The following is a 14,971-nucleotide window of genomic DNA, read 5'->3' as shown; positions in this document are numbered from 1 at the left end:
GTTAATATGCCAGTGAGTATTGTTAAAATTCTTATTTGTAACATATGGACGGTTTTAGGAGGGAATAATGAAAGATTTATTGCCAGATCTCTGTGATCACTATGAACAAGATATCTACTTTCTTCCTTTAACTTGCCACGATTATGGTGGTAGAGCTATTTTCTATGGGCAGTGTGTGACATTGCGATGCTTTGAAGATAATAGCTTAGTCCGCGATATATTATCGCAAGATGGTACAGGTAAAGTCCTGGTGATTGATGGTCATGGCAGTTGTCGACGAGCGTTACTTGGGGATCAATTGGCTTTGTTAGCCATTAAAAACCATTGGCAAGGGATTATCGTTAATGGGGCCGTTCGTGATATAGGTACGTTGGCTACATTGGATTTAGGGGTAAAGGCGATAGGAGCTTGCCCAATAAAAACCATTAAACGTCAGATGGGTGAGTTAAATGTCACGTTGAATATCCATGAAAATCTAGTGTATCCGGGAGATTATATTTACGCTGATTTAAACGGCATTATTCTGTCTAAAACAGCATTAGATTTATCAGTTCTGAACTAACATAACTAAAAGTTGAATCCCAACCCTAATTCAATTACTTGTTCAAGCTCTTCATAATCGACACTAGCACGTAGATTTAATTTATCTGATACTTTGTATTGGCTACTAACCTCAATGCCGACTTTGGTTTTTTCAGCCATTGTGGCTGTATTAATTTCACTTTGCAGGCTTACTTTAGGTGTTAGGTTGTATTTTACACCAGAGGCTATACCACGAGATCCATGTTGTTGCTCTGTGGTTGAGGTCAGTTGGGTGCTCAAATAAACCTGCGTATTTTTTGATATTGGATATGAATAGCCGCTGTCGATCTGCCAAACATCAAAGGCTTGTTGATGACGTGATTGTGAAGATAGAAACCAGCCTGACGATAGCTTTTTACCACCGTCATAAGTTAAGCCTAAGTCTTCAAATTCTGTTGCCATTACCGGCTGAAAAAGAGAGCCCAAACAAAAAATAATCCCTAAAAATAATCTTGCCATATCAGCTTATTCTCTAATTATTATTTTATGCTTCTAACTGTAGGGGATCGCCGTTGAAAATGGCATTGCAGATGTGAGAAATATGCAATGAGTTTTTCAATGTATGATCTACAACGCCTGTTTATGTAAATAGTACTTTCTTTATTACAGAGAGGTGGCGCTATCCTTATCGCTGATGTAATGGTGTATAAAGCGATACTCCTCAGGATACGGGATCACATCGGGGTAATTTTCATCGTTAATATTTTGCTGAAGTTGTTGCCAGTAGTTGGCATCAAATAGATCGCTATGCAGTTCATCAAATAGCGTTCTGACTTTGGGATTAATTAACAGGAAAGTGCGAAATTCTTCAGGAAAAACATCGTTAATTCCAACGCTGTACCAAGGCTCAGCTGCCAGCTCATCCTCAGGATAACGTGGTGGCGGGATCTTTCGAAAATTCATTTCTGTCATATAGGTAATTTCATCGTAGTCGTAGAAAACCACCCGTTTATGGCGCGTTACCCCAAAGTTTTTAAATAGCATATCTCCGGGGAAAATATTGGCTGCGGCAAGTTGCTTAATGGCTTTGCCATATTCATCGATAGCGTAGCGCAGTTCGTCATCACTCGCATTTTCGATATAGAGATTGAATGGCACCATGCGACGTTCCATATAGAGGTGCGCGATCATAATGGTGTCGTCGGTAATAGTGATTATCGAAGGAGCAATTGCTTGTAATTCTGCAATAAGCTCGTCACTAAAACGCTCTTTTGGGAAACAAAAGTTTCTGTATTCTTGGGTATCAGCCATGCGGCCAACACGATCGTGCTCTTTTACCAGCTGATATTTTTCTTTAACCGTGTTGTGGTTAATGTCTTTTTGTGGCGCAAATTTGTCTTTAATGATTTTAAAAACAAAGTCGTAAGAAGGCAGGGTAAAGACCGACATCACCATTCCTTTGATCCCCGGAGCAATAACAAACTTGTCATTAGTTGTTGCTAAATGAGCTAAAAATTCACGATATAGCTCTGTTTTTCCGTGTTTTTGACAGCCAATAGCGGTGTAAAGCTCTGCTAGTGTTTTATTGGGAATCAGTTGTGAGAGAAAGCGCACAAGTGCTGCTGGTGCTGGCGCATAAACCATGAAATAGGAACGGGCAAAGCCGAAGATGATACTGATATCGTTCACATCACAAATACAAGCATCGAGATAAATCTCATGGTTATGATCGTTAAAAATAGGAATAACAAAAGGTGAAAAATCACCATTAGCAAAGGTCAGTTTACCAATTAAATATGCGGCTTTGTTACGGTAGAAAGGTTCACGAATGAGCTCTAATGTCGTGCCTTGATCGAATTTTGCGCCGAGATCTCGTTGCAAATAGTTAAGTAAGTGGTCGATATCTCGCGCTTTATTTTGCCAGGGTAGGGTGAATGGAGTGTCATCAAGCATACGTTCAAACATCGCACGTAGGGTTGTTTGAACTTGGTAATGTCGTGTTAATGAGGTTGGGTAAGGGGGAACGCGATCTTCTTGTGATGTATGCACAAACAACTTGTCACGATTGATGTTGCGGTGTTTGAAAATACGACAATAAACGGAATTGAAAAAGCTTTCAGCAATATCGTAACGAGGATAATCCAATAATAAATCTTGATAAGCGATTTTTACGGCCATTAAAAAATCATGGTTAGCATAACGTTCACCGAGCATGATTTGGATTTGATTGGTAACCAGCTCCACATGGTGATCATAAAAGCTGATCCGTTTTTTTAATGCATGATGAACATTGCCCCATTGTTGCTTTTCAAAGCGCTGTTGAGCTTCAGCTGTGACATCAAGAAAGCGACCATACATGGCATCAAAGCCTTGCAATATAGTGTGAGCTATTAAAGATTCCATCGCTGTACTCATGGCGTACCTCTCTTGGTGTATCGGTATTATATGAATTATGCAACATAGCACATTAGGCTACCAATATAGCAAGTGACAATTGTTAATGAGAACGGTTGATTAATGGTAAAACTTTGCTGTCTGTTGTGTTGTGTAATTGTGAAGATATTATTGACTCTAACCCATGATTGCTGTAAACGTAAACTATCAGCAAAAAGAGAATTCATAGCAACATGAAAAAAGTATTCAGCTTTAACGGCACTACACGCACGATTATTACCATTAACATTTTAGGTGTTAGTGCGGGCTGATACGCGCAAAGATTAACAATAAGCCCGCAACTCATAAGAGCTGCGGGTTTTTTTTTAACGATTTTTAATTCACATATTTGAGTATATCTAGCTGTTAAAACTAGATAGTTCAGGATAGAGACTCGGGAGTAGGGAATGCGAGTATTTAAGTTTGGTGGTTCATCATTAGCCGATGCAGAGCGATTTTTAAGAGCTGCTGATATTATTGCGAATAATGCTCAGCAAGGTGATGTCTCTGTGGTGCTATCTGCACCGGGTAAAGTGACAAACAAGCTGGTTTCTGTGATTGATAACGCTGTTAAAACTGGCGATGCATCACTTCAACTTGCCGATCTTGAGCAAGTTTTTGTTGAGTTATTTAGTGGTTTGAAAACCCTTGAGCCAGGTTTTGATAAAGCAGCGTTAGATGCCAAGCTAGTAAGCTCATTAGGTCAATTAAAAGAGTATGTTCACGGCATTAAGTTATTAGGTCTCTGCCCTGATAATGTCTATGCGACGATTATCAGTAAGGGCGAGCGTATTTCAATTGCGGCAATGAAAGCGGTACTTGAAGCAAAAGGGCAACCTGCTAGCCTTATTGATCCTGTTCAATACTTATATGCGGAAGGGAGTTACCTTGAAGCGCATGTAGACATTGAGATCTCAACGCAAAACTTCCGTCGTCAGCCATTACCTGAAGGTCATGTCTGCATCATGCCGGGCTTTACTGCAGGTAATAGTAAAGGCGAGTTAGTGACGCTTGGTCGTAATGGCTCTGATTACTCAGCTGCTGTACTGGCTGCCTGTCTACGTGCAGATTGTTGTGAGATCTGGACTGACGTTGACGGTGTTTACAGCTGCGATCCTCGCCTAGTGCCTGATGCGCGTTTACTTAAATCATTAAGCTACCAAGAAGCGATGGAGCTTTCTTACTTTGGTGCTTCAGTACTTCACCCGAAAACCATCGCACCTATTGCTCAATTCCAAATTCCATGTCTGATCAAAAACAGCTTTAGTCCACAAGCACCAGGTACATTAATTGGTCAAGATACCGGTGAAGATCAGTTAGCGATTAAAGGGATCACGACCCTAAAAGATCTCACCATGGTTAACGTATCAGGTCCGGGTATGAAAGGCATGGTCGGTATGGCGGCACGCGTATTTGGTGCGATGTCATCTGCTGGCGTATCGATTGTACTTATCACTCAATCTTCTTCTGAATACAGTATCAGTTTCTGTATTGAAACTTCGGATCGTGCTCAAGCTGAAAAGGCATTAAGTGAAAGCTTTGAGCTAGAGCTTAAAGAAGGGTTATTAGAGCCTGTTGAATTTTCGGATGATGTTTCTATCGTGACCTTAGTTGGTGACGGTATGCGTACTTCTCACGGTGTCGCTTCTCGCTTCTTTACCTCACTCGCTGAAGTGGATGTGAACATTGTTGCGATTGCACAGGGCTCTTCTGAGCGTGCCATTTCAGCGGTTATTCCACAAAACAAAGTATCTGAAGCGGTGAAAGCGTGTCATGAAAATCTATTTAACAGTCAGCACTTCCTTGATGTGTTCGTGATTGGTGTTGGTGGTGTCGGTGGTGAATTAGTTGATCAGATCCAACGTCAGCAAAGCAAACTCGCAGATGATGGCATTGTGATCCGTGTTTGCGGTATGGCAAACAGCAAAGGCTTACTACTCAATAGTGACGGTTTCAATTTAGATAACTGGCGCGATCAAATGGGTGCAGTGAGCGAGCCATTAAGCCTTGCTCGTATGATCCAACTTGTTCAACGTAATCACATTATTAACCCTGTGATCATCGACTGTACGTCAGACCAAACCATCGCAGAGCAATATGCTGATTTCTTATCTGCAGGTTTCCACGTGATCACACCTAATAAAAAGGCAAACACGGCGAGCATGGCGTACTACCAACAATTGCGTCAAGCAGCACGTGTAAGCCGTCGTAAGTTTATGTACGACACCACAGTTGGTGCTGGTCTGCCAGTTATCGAAAACCTTCAAAATCTGATGGCTGCCGGTGATGAGCTGCAGCGTTTCTCAGGCATTCTTTCTGGCTCTATGTCTTACATTTTCGGTAAGTTAGATGAAGGTATGAGCTTTAGCGAGGCGACAACGGTTGCACGTAATAACGGCTTTACAGAGCCAGATCCTCGTGATGATTTATCGGGTATGGATGTGGCGCGTAAGTTGTTGATCTTGGCTCGTGAATCAGGTTTAGCGTTAGAACTTTCTGATGTGAATGTTGAACAAGCGCTGCCACCGGGTTTTGATGCATCAGGATCGGTTGATGAGTTTATGGCACGCTTACCACAAGCGGATGAATACTTTACTAAGCTTGCGCAAGATGCTGCAAAAGAAGACAAAGTACTGCGTTATGTTGGTGAAATTGATAACGGTAAGTGCTCGGTGAAAATTGTTGCGGTTAACCCTGATGACCCTATGTTTAAGATCAAAGATGGTGAAAATGCCCTTGCTTTCTATAGCCGTTACTACCAGCCAATTCCATTAGTACTGCGTGGTTACGGTGCAGGTACTGAAGTGACGGCAGCAGGTGTGTTTGCCGATCTGATGCGTACATTAGGTTGGAAACGAGGAGTATAAAATGAGTGTTGTTGTTTATGCTCCTGCATCGATTGGTAACGTCAGCGTAGGCTTTGATGTATTAGGTGCAGCGGTTTCTCCTATTGATGGCACCTTGTTAGGTGATCGGGTGAAAGTGGCTGATGGTGATACGCCATTTAGCTTGCAGTGTGTTGGTGCATTTGTTGATAAATTGCCGCAACAAGCTGAAGAAAATATTGTTTATCGCTGCTGGCAGGTATTTGCCCGTGAGCTAGATAAAAAAGCAATCAAACTATTACCTGTAGCTATGACGCTAGAGAAAAACATGCCTATTGGCTCGGGCTTAGGCTCGAGCGCATGTTCGATTGTGGCAGCCCTTGATGCACTTAATCGTTTTCATGATCAACCGCTCAATGAAACCGAATTATTAGCGCTAATGGGTGAAATGGAAGGCGAGATATCAGGTGGTCTTCACTATGATAATGTTTCTCCATGCTACTTGGGGGGCTTGCAATTTATGGTTGAAGAGCTGGGTATTATCAGCCAAAAAGTGCCTTGTTTTGATGATTGGTATTGGGTGATGGCGTATCCGGGGATCAAAGTACCGACCGCTGAAGCCCGTGCGATTTTACCTGCGCAATATCGTCGTCAAGATGTGATTGCTCATGGTCGTTACTTAGGGGGCTTTATTCACGCTTGTCACTCAAATCAACCGTTGTTAGCCGCTAAAATGATCAAAGATGTGGTGGCAGAACCTTATCGTGAAAAACTACTGCCAGGCTTTGCTAAAGCACGTCAATATGCATTAGATGCTGGAGCGATTGCGAGTGGGATTTCGGGCTCAGGCCCAACCATGTTTAGTATTTGTACCGATTTAGACGTAGCTAAACGACTTGCACGTTGGCTTGAAGAACATTATGTTCAAAATGATGAAGGATTTGTTCATGTCTGTCGTCTTGACAGCTTGGGCGCAAAAGTAACAGGAAGTGAGCTTTAACAATGAAGTTATATAACTTAAAAGAACACGCAGAGCAGGTTTCATTTGGTCAGGCGGTACGTCAAGGTTTAGGTCGTAATCAAGGCCTATTCTTTCCATCAGAGTTGCCACAGTTAGGTGATATTGATGCGTTACTAGAGATGGATTTTATCTCACGCAGCAGCAAGATCTTATCGGCTTTCATTGGTGATGAACTCGGTGCTGAGACAGTTAGCCAAATGGTTGATACAGCATTTCAATTCCCTGCACCAATCAATAAAGTAAAAGATGGCGTGTATGCGTTAGAGTTGTTTCACGGCCCAACCTTAGCATTTAAAGACTTTGGTGGCCGTTTCATGGCGCAATCACTGGCTGCTGTAACAGATAGTGACGGTAAAATTACCATTCTGACTGCGACATCAGGTGATACTGGTGCTGCTGTTGCTCATGCGTTTTATGGCATGGATAACATCAAGGTGGTGATCCTGTATCCGAAAGGCAAGATCAGCCCGCTACAGGAAAAAATGTTTTGTACACTAGGCAAGAACATTACCACTGTTGCAGTTAACGGTACTTTTGATGATTGCCAAGCGTTGGTGAAGCAAGCCTTTGATGATGCAGAATTGCGCCAAGAAGTTGGTCTAAACTCTGCCAATTCGATCAACATTAGCCGTTTAATGGCGCAGATCTGTTACTACTTTGAAGCTGTAGCACAACTGCCAAAAGCAGAGCGCAAAGAGGTTGTTATCTCAGTGCCAAGTGGTAACTTCGGTAACCTAACTGCCGGCTTATTGGCGAAATCGCTTGGTCTTCCAGTTAAACGCTTTATTGCGGCAACGAATGTTAATGATACAGTGCCACGTTACTTGCAAACAGGTGAATGGTCACCGAAAGTGACAGTACCGACTATTTCAAATGCGATGGATGTGAGTCAACCAAACAACTGGCCACGTATCGAAGAGCTATGTCAGCTTAAAGGCTGGGGTTTGAGCGAGCTAGGCTATGGCGCGGTAACAGATGATCAAACAGCTGAGACCTTAAAGCAGATGGATGCAGAAGGGTATTTGTGTGAGCCTCATGGTGCGATTGCTTATCGTATTCTTAACGAGCAGTTGAATGAAGGTGAAACTGGCCTATTCTTATGTACCGCGCACCCTGCGAAATTTAAAGAAGTGGTTGATGAAATCTTAGAGACAGACATTCCATTACCAGGGCCTTTGGCGAAGCACAATGCGATGGAGTTGTTATCACTAGAGCGTGGTAATGATTTTGAAGCTGTGAAAGCCGTATTACGTTCAGTTCAATAGGGATTTATTGAGCGAGAATTGAAAATCAAAAAGGAGCTGCGGCTCCTTTTTTAGTATTCTACTCATGCAGAGCATAAAGACAGATAACAAAAAACGGCACTCTGTGCCGTTTTTTTATTGCTACGTACCTTAAATTAAGGTCGCTAACAGAATTATAGGCTGTTAGTGAAAGTACGTGCGATAACGTCTTGTTGTTGCTCACGAGTTAGTGAGTTGAAACGTACTGCGTAACCAGAAACACGGATTGTTAGCTGTGGGTATTTTTCTGGGTGCTTAGCTGCGTCTTCTAGCGTTTCACGCTTAAGAACGTTTACGTTTAGGTGCTGACCGCCTTCGATCTTAGCTGGTGCTTCGATAGCTAGCTCACGGTACTCGATATCGCCTAGGTCTGATTGAGCTACAACTTGGTCAGCTTCAAAACCAGATGCTGCACAAACACAACGTGCTTCGTTTGATTCGCTGTCTAGGATCCAGATAGAGTTTAGTAGTTCGTCGTTTGCTGCTTTAGTAATTTGAATACCAGTAATCATAACTTTTCTCCAAGAGTTTTGGCGTAAATTTATCCATTTTTGTTGAGCTATTTATTATATAGTTCAACTCGGTCTCCTGTGCATTGATTGAGATCAAATTACAACAAAAAACCTTAAATTAAATAGGGCTGTTTTATTGAGCTAAGTCAATCTAACGCCATTTTTATGGTTAATCAACAAAAAATATGAAATAACAAAAAATATTTTAATATCAATATGTTGTAATTTTACTACATAATTAATGATTGGTTATGTATCAGATGTTTCTTTTTTGTGTGCGTTTGGCTAGTAATGCCAAGTGCTGTTTGTAAGGTATTTTACTATGAAGTTGATTGGTGCTCATGTTTCCGCAGCTGGTGGTGTATTTAATGCACCGACTAACGCTGAAAAGATTAATGCAAATGCGTTTGCACTATTTACTAAGAACCAACGCCAATGGGTCGCTAAACCACTAGAAGCGGATGCTATCGCTGCTTTTAAAGCTCGCTGTGCGCAATTGGGGTATAACGCTGATGCGATTCTTCCCCATGATTCTTACTTAATTAACCTAGGCGCCCCAGAGACGGAAAAGTTAGAAAAGTCACGTGCGGCTTTTATTGATGAAATGTCCCGTTGTAACCAGCTTGGATTACACCTTTTGAACTTCCATCCGGGCAGTCATTTGAAAAAAATTTCTGAAAAAGATTGTTTAAAACTTATCGCAGAGTCGATTAATTTGGCTCATCAAGAAGTCAGTGATGTGGTTGCAGTGATCGAAAATACCGCAGGACAAGGGTCAAATTTAGGTTGGCGCTTCGAGCATTTAGCGGAAATTATCGATCAAGTAGAAGATAAAAGCCGTGTTGGGGTGTGCATTGATACCTGTCATACCTTTGCTGCTGGTTATGATTTGAGCAGTGAGACCGCGACTGATCGCACATTCGCTGAATTTGATAATGTGGTTGGCATGCATTATTTACGTGGTATGCACTTAAATGATTCAAAAGGTGGCTTGGGTAGTCATTTAGATCGCCACCACAGCTTAGGTGAAGGGGAGATCGGCTGGGATTGTTTCCGCTATTTAATGCGAGATGATCGTTTTAATAATATCCCACTTATTCTAGAGACGATTAATCCTGATATCTGGCATCAAGAAATTGCCACTCTGCGTGCGTTTTCGGCAGAAAAGTAACTATATATAGAGGAAGCGGTGATCTTCCTCTTATGATTTATCGTTTTTTGATACCCTTACGCCGTATAGATTATAAATGAGGAGTGATTTATGACCGCCAGTTGGTCTACTTTTATAGCGCAGCAACAAACGCAAGCATATTTCACCGATATTGAGCAGGCTGTCGATGCTGATCGCAATGTTGGTAAAGTGGTTTATCCTCCTCAAGAAGATGTCTTTAATGCGTTTACCAGTACGCCACTTGAGAAAACCAAAGTCGTGATCTTAGGTCAAGATCCGTATCACGGACCTAAGCAAGCGCATGGTCTTAGCTTCTCGGTATTACCGGGTGTGAAAACACCACCGTCACTGGCAAATATGTATAAAGAGTTAGCGACTGATATCGACGGTTTTACTATTCCCGAGCATGGCTATTTACAGCCATGGGCTGAGCAAGGTGTGTTGCTATTAAATACGGTATTAACTGTCGAGCAAGGTAATGCTCACTCACATGCGAAGATTGGTTGGGAAACATTTACAGATCGCGCGATTGAATATATCAATGATAATACTGAAGGCGTGATTTTCTTGTTGTGGGGTGCACATGCGCAAAAGAAAGGTAAGAAGATAGATAAAACACGTCACCACGTATTGCATTCAGCGCATCCGTCACCGTTATCAGCGTATCGAGGCTTCTTTGGCTGTCAGCATTTCTCTAAAACAAATCAGTTATTAGCGGAGATGGGGAAAACGCCGATCGATTGGCAAGTATAAACTGAGAGATAGCGCAGATAACAAAACGCCAGCGAGATGCTGGCGTTTTATTTTTTGTTTAGGTCAATTAGGTTAAAAGTCGAATTCATCCGCATCATAACTGCCACACATATCCATGTCCTGAAGCTCGCGGCGAAGTCGTTGACGATCTTTTAAGGCTTCAATTTCGCGCCATTTACGTTTTTCTGGTTTAGCACGTGTGCGACGAGAAACCGTATCTGTTGCGAACATATCATCAAATGCAAAGCTATCCATAAAGCACCTCTTCCTATGATCTAGCTAACTATAAGCTACAAGGTCATTAAGTATCACAATATGGGGTAGAGTAAAATTGAAGTGTTTCTCATTTGTTGCTCAAAGATGAAATTTTTATGTGAAAAAGGTCAAATATATCCTGTTTATGACCGAAATTTGGAGTAAATAACTCGCAGTGGTGCAGAATTTATGTTTGGATTCGCTTAACTATTTTTCATTATTTACTGTAAATATATACCCTTAGTACATGTGATGTGGTAATAAAGCTCGGTTTTTTAAGCCACACTATAAAGAGCAGGGTACGCTTGTTAATCAAGAATAACGATTAGAAAAACAGCGTGAATTTATTGCTAAATTGTTAATGATTTAGCGGTTTATATTTTTATCAAATACGTACTACGTTTTAGAAGGTACTCACTTGTCCAGTCAAATAAACTTTTTAAATGACTTACTTTGGGGCTCAGTACTCATTTATTTACTGATCGGTGTTGGGATCTATTTCACCTATCGTTTGAGTTTTATTCAGTTCCGTCACTTTGGTCATATGTTCAAAGTGATGAAAAATAGTCGTAAATCAGACAGTGCGGGGATCTCATCGTTTCAAGCCTTGTGTACCAGTCTGGCGGCAAGGGTCGGTACTGGCAATATGGCTGGGGTTGCGGTCGCACTGACTTTAGGTGGTCCGGGGGCGATCTTCTGGATGTGGTTAATTGCCATGTTGGGAATGGCAACGGCGTTTGCTGAAAGTGCACTCGCACAGCTTTATAAAACCCGTGATGATGACGGTAATTACCGTGGTGGTCCTGCTTATTATATGGAGAAGGGCTTAGGCATGCGCTGGATGGGCGTGATGTTCTCTGTCTTTTTGATCGTTGCTTTTGGTTTAGTGTTTAACTCGGTACAGGCAAATTCGATTAGCCAAGCGGCACATGTGGCATTTGGTTGGTCACCTGTGTATGTCGGTATTGCGCTGGTTATTATGACTGGGGTGATTATTTTTGGTGGTCTGCGAGCTATTGCCCGTACCGCAGAAATTTTAGTACCAGCAATGGCGTTATGTTATCTGCTGTTAGCGCTGTTTATCATGGTGGTTAACATTGAAAAGCTGCCAGATATTATCATGATGATTTTCCGCAGTGCATTTGGTCTAGAAGAGGCGGCATCAGGCGCATTGGGTTATACCATTGCCCAAGGGATGATCAATGGTTTGAAACGAGGCTTGTTCTCTAATGAAGCGGGGATGGGTTCGGCACCGAATGCGGCAGCATCTGCAACCCCTTATCCGCCACATCCCGCTTCGCAAGGTTATGTACAGATGCTAGGGGTGTTTATGGATACCATTGTGATCTGTTCAGCGACGGTTGCGATTATTTTGATGTCAGGCGAATACGTACCACACAGTGAAGTCACGGGGATTGAATTAACACAACGAGCGTTAAGTTCACAAGTGGGTGATTGGGGCTCAGTATTTATAGCCGTGGCAATCTTCTTCTTTGCCTTTACTTCATTAGTGGCGAATTATTCATACGCAGAAACCAATTTGATCTTCCTTGAGCATAATCATAAAGCGGGACTGAACATTTTCCGTGTCGTGGTACTGTTCATGGTGATGTTTGGCGCGTTAGCGGATCTACCAACAGTGTGGGCGATGGCGGATGTATCGATGGGTATGATGGCATTGATCAACCTTGTAGCGATTGTCTTGTTGTCTGGCACCGTGGTGAAACTGGCGACGGATTACAATAAGCAGTTATCACAGGGGAAAGTACCAACGTTTGATAGTAATGATTACCCAGAGCTTCATGCCCAGCTAGAAGAAGGTATTTGGGATAAGAGCAAATCATAGCGTGCTCCTATTGCTGAAATAACTAAAGCCACTTAGTTTCTAAGTGGCTTTTTTGTTGTTTAGTGATAGTCTTTTCTAGTCAGACTTTAAAGGAAAAAGCCTTATGTTAATTGTGGTTTCCCCCGCTAAAACCCTTGATTATGAATCGCCATTGGCAACATCAACCTATACTTTGCCAGAGCTAACGGAGCACTCTGCAGAGCTTATCGATGTATGTCGTGAGTTAACGCCAATGGACATTGCGAGCTTAATGAAAGTGAGCGATAAAATTGCTGGCTTAAATGCGGCACGTTTTGCTGAGTGGCAGCCACAATTTACTCAAGATAACGCACGTCAGGCTATTTTAGCGTTTAAAGGCGATGTTTATACTGGTCTTGATGCAGAGAGTATGACGGAAGCGCAGTTTGCCTATGCTCAGCAGCATTTGCGTATGCTTTCTGGTTTGTACGGTTTATTGCGTCCATTGGATTTAATGCAACCTTACCGTTTAGAAATGGGTACTAGGCTGGCGAACCCTCGTGGTACTAACTTGTATCAGTTCTGGGGCGATATTATTACTGACAAACTGAATCAAGCATTAGCTGAGCAAGGCGACGATATTCTTATTAACCTCGCTTCAAATGAATACTTTAAATCAGTAAAACCGAAGAAGCTAAATGCGCAGCTAATTACTCCAGTATTTAAAGACTGTAAAAATGGTCAATATAAGGTGATCAGTTTCTACGCGAAGAAAGCACGTGGCATGATGGCGCGTTATATTTTAGATAATCAGATCTCATCGATTGAAGCACTAAAGCAATTTGATACCGCAGGTTATTATTTTGTTGAAGCTGAATCGACAGAGAAAGAGTTCGTGTTTAAGCGTGAAGAGCAATAAGAACGCATTGCCAACACGAAAACAGATAAAAGAAAAGGGCTGAATCATCAGCCCTTTTTTGTGAGATTTTAAAGCGTTATTGCGATTATGCTTTTTTCGCTTTCTTAAGCTTTTTCTTCTGCTTCGCAACTTTCGTCTTTTTATCGACTTTTTTCTTTTTCTTCACCGTTGATGGTTTTTTCGTTGTTGGACGTAGACCATCGATAAAGCGCTCTGGCACTTCTTCTTTCATGTAACGGCTAACACGTTCAATCATTGCTTGATCGTGTGCTTCAATTAATGAAATGGCGGTACCTTTCTTACCTGCACGGGCTGTACGACCGATACGGTGTAGGTAAACATCCGCAGTACGTGGCATGTCGAAGTTAACAACATGGCTAACATCTGGTAAGTCGATACCACGAGCAGCAACGTCGGTTGCAATTAATACGTTGATCACGCCATCACGAAAACGGGTGATCATGTTATTACGTGCCGACTGTGCCATCTCACCTTGGATCCAGTTACAAGGGATCCCCATTGTCTCTAGTTGACCACGAAGCACAGCTAGGCGCTCACGAGTTTTAACGAAGATGATGGTGCGCTCTGCTTGCTCTTTTAGAATGTTTTCTAATAGTGCTAGCTTGTGCTCCATGTTGTCACAACGGTGGTAAAGCTGGTGGATCTTCTTACGTTCACGACGTGAAGGCTCCGCTTCTACTTCTACAGGCTCGTTTAGGATCTTTTCTGAGAACTCACGAACACCTTTACCTTCAAGGGTTGCAGAGAATAGTAAGCTTTGGCTACGCCAGCGACACTCATGGTTTAGACGCTCAACCACTTTACCAAAGCCCATGTCTAGCATGCGGTCTGCTTCATCAAGGATCAGACATTCAATAGCACGACAGTCGAATTTCTCAGCTTCGATGTATTCCATTAAACGACCAGGTGTCGCAACCACGATATCTTGGGTTTTACCCAATAGCTCAGCATGCTCGTCGTATGAAATACCGCCCGTGATAGTGAAGACTTTTAGCATGGTGTGTTTTGCTAAAGCACGTGCTTGATCGGCAACTTGGATCGCAAGCTCACGGGTTGGTGTTAATACTAATACACGTGCAGGTCCCGGCTTTTTACGCGGGAAGTCCAGCAAGTGTTGGATCATCGGTAGAAGAAAGGCTGCTGTTTTTCCGGTCCCTGTTGGCGCAGAAGCCATTACATCTTTACCGTCTAGGGCATGAGGGATAGCTTGCGCCTGCACCACGGTTGGGCGGCTGTAGCCGATTTCTTCAATCGCTTGTAACAGTTCGCTATCTAACTCTAATTCGGAAAAGTCTTTCACCAGTTATCTCTCCCAAGACAAATGCTATGTATGTGGTTATCACTATGCTAATGCAAAGGATAACAACAAGGGTATTAAATATTTAAGGGGCGGCATTATAGCCACTCTTGCCGTAAGTGACACCGATTAAAACATAAAAACTTCAAAACTTG

At 42.4% G+C, this 14,971-nt stretch carries 13 protein-coding genes; 8 read left to right on the top strand and 5 right to left on the bottom strand.

What is annotated here, in order from left to right; genetic code table 11:
- The first annotated feature begins 67 nt into the window (after window positions 1–67).
- Window positions 68–562, top strand: coding sequence for a putative 4-hydroxy-4-methyl-2-oxoglutarate aldolase (locus Q7657_RS21020; RefSeq protein ID WP_107166844.1), 495 nt, complete (start codon window positions 68–70; stop codon window positions 560–562).
- Between the two features lie 5 nt (window positions 563–567).
- Here the strand turns inward: Q7657_RS21020 and Q7657_RS21015 are convergent, their stop codons facing one another.
- The gene (locus Q7657_RS21015) at window positions 568–1,041 is read right to left on the bottom strand and encodes a hypothetical protein (RefSeq protein WP_053987947.1); all 474 of its coding nucleotides are present in this window, start codon (window positions 1,039–1,041) and stop codon (window positions 568–570) included.
- Between the two features lie 144 nt (window positions 1,042–1,185).
- A complete protein-coding gene (gene aceK / locus Q7657_RS21010; protein ID WP_053987946.1) occupies window positions 1,186–2,937 on the bottom strand; it encodes a bifunctional isocitrate dehydrogenase kinase/phosphatase in 1,752 nt (583 codons plus the stop codon).
- 425 nt (window positions 2,938–3,362) lie between these two features.
- Between aceK and thrA the strand changes: the two genes are divergently transcribed.
- Genes thrA through thrC form a run of 3 tightly spaced genes read left to right on the top strand, consistent with a single transcriptional unit; the run spans window position 3,363 to window position 8,066 of the window.
- Window positions 3,363–5,822 (top strand): bifunctional aspartate kinase/homoserine dehydrogenase I, encoded by a 2,460-nt coding sequence (thrA, locus tag Q7657_RS21005; RefSeq protein WP_107166843.1) that lies wholly within the window; start codon window positions 3,363–3,365, stop codon window positions 5,820–5,822.
- 1 nt (window position 5,823) lies between these two features.
- Window positions 5,824–6,780 carry a homoserine kinase gene (gene thrB / locus Q7657_RS21000; protein ID WP_107166842.1) on the top strand — a complete coding sequence of 319 codons (957 nt, stop codon included), beginning with the start codon at window positions 5,824–5,826 and terminating at the stop codon, window positions 6,778–6,780.
- Between the two features lie 2 nt (window positions 6,781–6,782).
- Entirely contained in the window at window positions 6,783–8,066 is a 1,284-nt protein-coding gene (gene thrC / locus Q7657_RS20995) for a threonine synthase (protein ID WP_107166841.1), read from the top strand.
- Between the two features lie 152 nt (window positions 8,067–8,218).
- Here thrC and grcA read toward each other — a convergent pair whose 3' ends face one another.
- Entirely contained in the window at window positions 8,219–8,596 is a 378-nt protein-coding gene (gene grcA, locus Q7657_RS20990) for an autonomous glycyl radical cofactor GrcA (RefSeq protein WP_008988465.1), read from the bottom strand.
- A gap of 322 nt (window positions 8,597–8,918) precedes the next feature.
- Here grcA and nfo point away from each other — a divergent pair, with 322 nt between their 5' ends.
- Together nfo and ung are read left to right on the top strand one after the other, a co-directional pair.
- Entirely contained in the window at window positions 8,919–9,767 is an 849-nt protein-coding gene (gene nfo, locus Q7657_RS20985) for a deoxyribonuclease IV (protein WP_107166840.1), read from the top strand.
- 90 nt (window positions 9,768–9,857) lie between these two features.
- The gene (gene ung / locus Q7657_RS20980) at window positions 9,858–10,520 is read left to right on the top strand and encodes a uracil-DNA glycosylase (protein ID WP_107166839.1); all 663 of its coding nucleotides are present in this window, start codon (window positions 9,858–9,860) and stop codon (window positions 10,518–10,520) included.
- Window positions 10,521–10,592: 72 nt separating this feature from the next.
- Here ung and Q7657_RS20975 read toward each other — a convergent pair whose 3' ends face one another.
- The gene (locus Q7657_RS20975; RefSeq protein WP_008988462.1) at window positions 10,593–10,775 is read right to left on the bottom strand and encodes a DUF3545 family protein; all 183 of its coding nucleotides are present in this window, start codon (window positions 10,773–10,775) and stop codon (window positions 10,593–10,595) included.
- A gap of 418 nt (window positions 10,776–11,193) precedes the next feature.
- On the opposite strand from Q7657_RS20975, the gene Q7657_RS20970 reads away from it, so the two are divergent.
- Together Q7657_RS20970 and yaaA are read left to right on the top strand one after the other, a co-directional pair.
- Window positions 11,194–12,621 carry an alanine/glycine:cation symporter family protein gene (locus Q7657_RS20970; protein ID WP_053987940.1) on the top strand — a complete coding sequence of 476 codons (1,428 nt, stop codon included), beginning with the start codon at window positions 11,194–11,196 and terminating at the stop codon, window positions 12,619–12,621.
- A gap of 103 nt (window positions 12,622–12,724) precedes the next feature.
- Entirely contained in the window at window positions 12,725–13,498 is a 774-nt protein-coding gene (gene yaaA, locus Q7657_RS20965) for a peroxide stress protein YaaA (RefSeq protein ID WP_107166838.1), read from the top strand.
- Window positions 13,499–13,583: 85 nt separating this feature from the next.
- On the opposite strand, the gene srmB is transcribed toward yaaA, so the two are convergent.
- Window positions 13,584–14,819 (bottom strand): ATP-dependent RNA helicase SrmB, encoded by a 1,236-nt coding sequence (gene srmB / locus Q7657_RS20960; protein ID WP_053987938.1) that lies wholly within the window; start codon window positions 14,817–14,819, stop codon window positions 13,584–13,586.
- Window positions 14,820–14,971: the final 152 nt, after the last annotated feature.

Origin of the sequence: Candidatus Photobacterium acropomis (genome assembly GCF_030685555.1) — a bacterium.
GTDB lineage: Bacteria > Pseudomonadota > Gammaproteobacteria > Enterobacterales > Vibrionaceae > Photobacterium > Photobacterium lucens.
Note: the sequence above shows the minus strand (reverse complement) of the source record. Positions and strands in the feature narration are given on the sequence as shown.

Bases quoted from the DNA above. Each gene is read 5' to 3' on its own strand.
- Q7657_RS21020 (WP_107166844.1), top strand. From the start codon at position 68: ATGAAAGATTTATTGCCAGATCTCTGTGATCACTATGAACAAGATATC.
- Q7657_RS21015 (WP_053987947.1), bottom strand. From the start codon at position 1,041: ATGGCAAGATTATTTTTAGGGATTATTTTTTGTTTGGGCTCTCTTTTT.
- aceK (WP_053987946.1), bottom strand. From the start codon at position 2,937: ATGAGTACAGCGATGGAATCTTTAATAGCTCACACTATATTGCAAGGC.
- thrA (WP_107166843.1), top strand. From the start codon at position 3,363: ATGCGAGTATTTAAGTTTGGTGGTTCATCATTAGCCGATGCAGAGCGA.
- thrB (WP_107166842.1), top strand. From the start codon at position 5,824: ATGAGTGTTGTTGTTTATGCTCCTGCATCGATTGGTAACGTCAGCGTA.
- thrC (WP_107166841.1), top strand. From the start codon at position 6,783: ATGAAGTTATATAACTTAAAAGAACACGCAGAGCAGGTTTCATTTGGT.
- grcA (WP_008988465.1), bottom strand. From the start codon at position 8,596: ATGATTACTGGTATTCAAATTACTAAAGCAGCAAACGACGAACTACTA.
- nfo (WP_107166840.1), top strand. From the start codon at position 8,919: ATGAAGTTGATTGGTGCTCATGTTTCCGCAGCTGGTGGTGTATTTAAT.
- ung (WP_107166839.1), top strand. From the start codon at position 9,858: ATGACCGCCAGTTGGTCTACTTTTATAGCGCAGCAACAAACGCAAGCA.
- Q7657_RS20975 (WP_008988462.1), bottom strand. From the start codon at position 10,775: ATGGATAGCTTTGCATTTGATGATATGTTCGCAACAGATACGGTTTCT.
- yaaA (WP_107166838.1), top strand. From the start codon at position 12,725: ATGTTAATTGTGGTTTCCCCCGCTAAAACCCTTGATTATGAATCGCCA.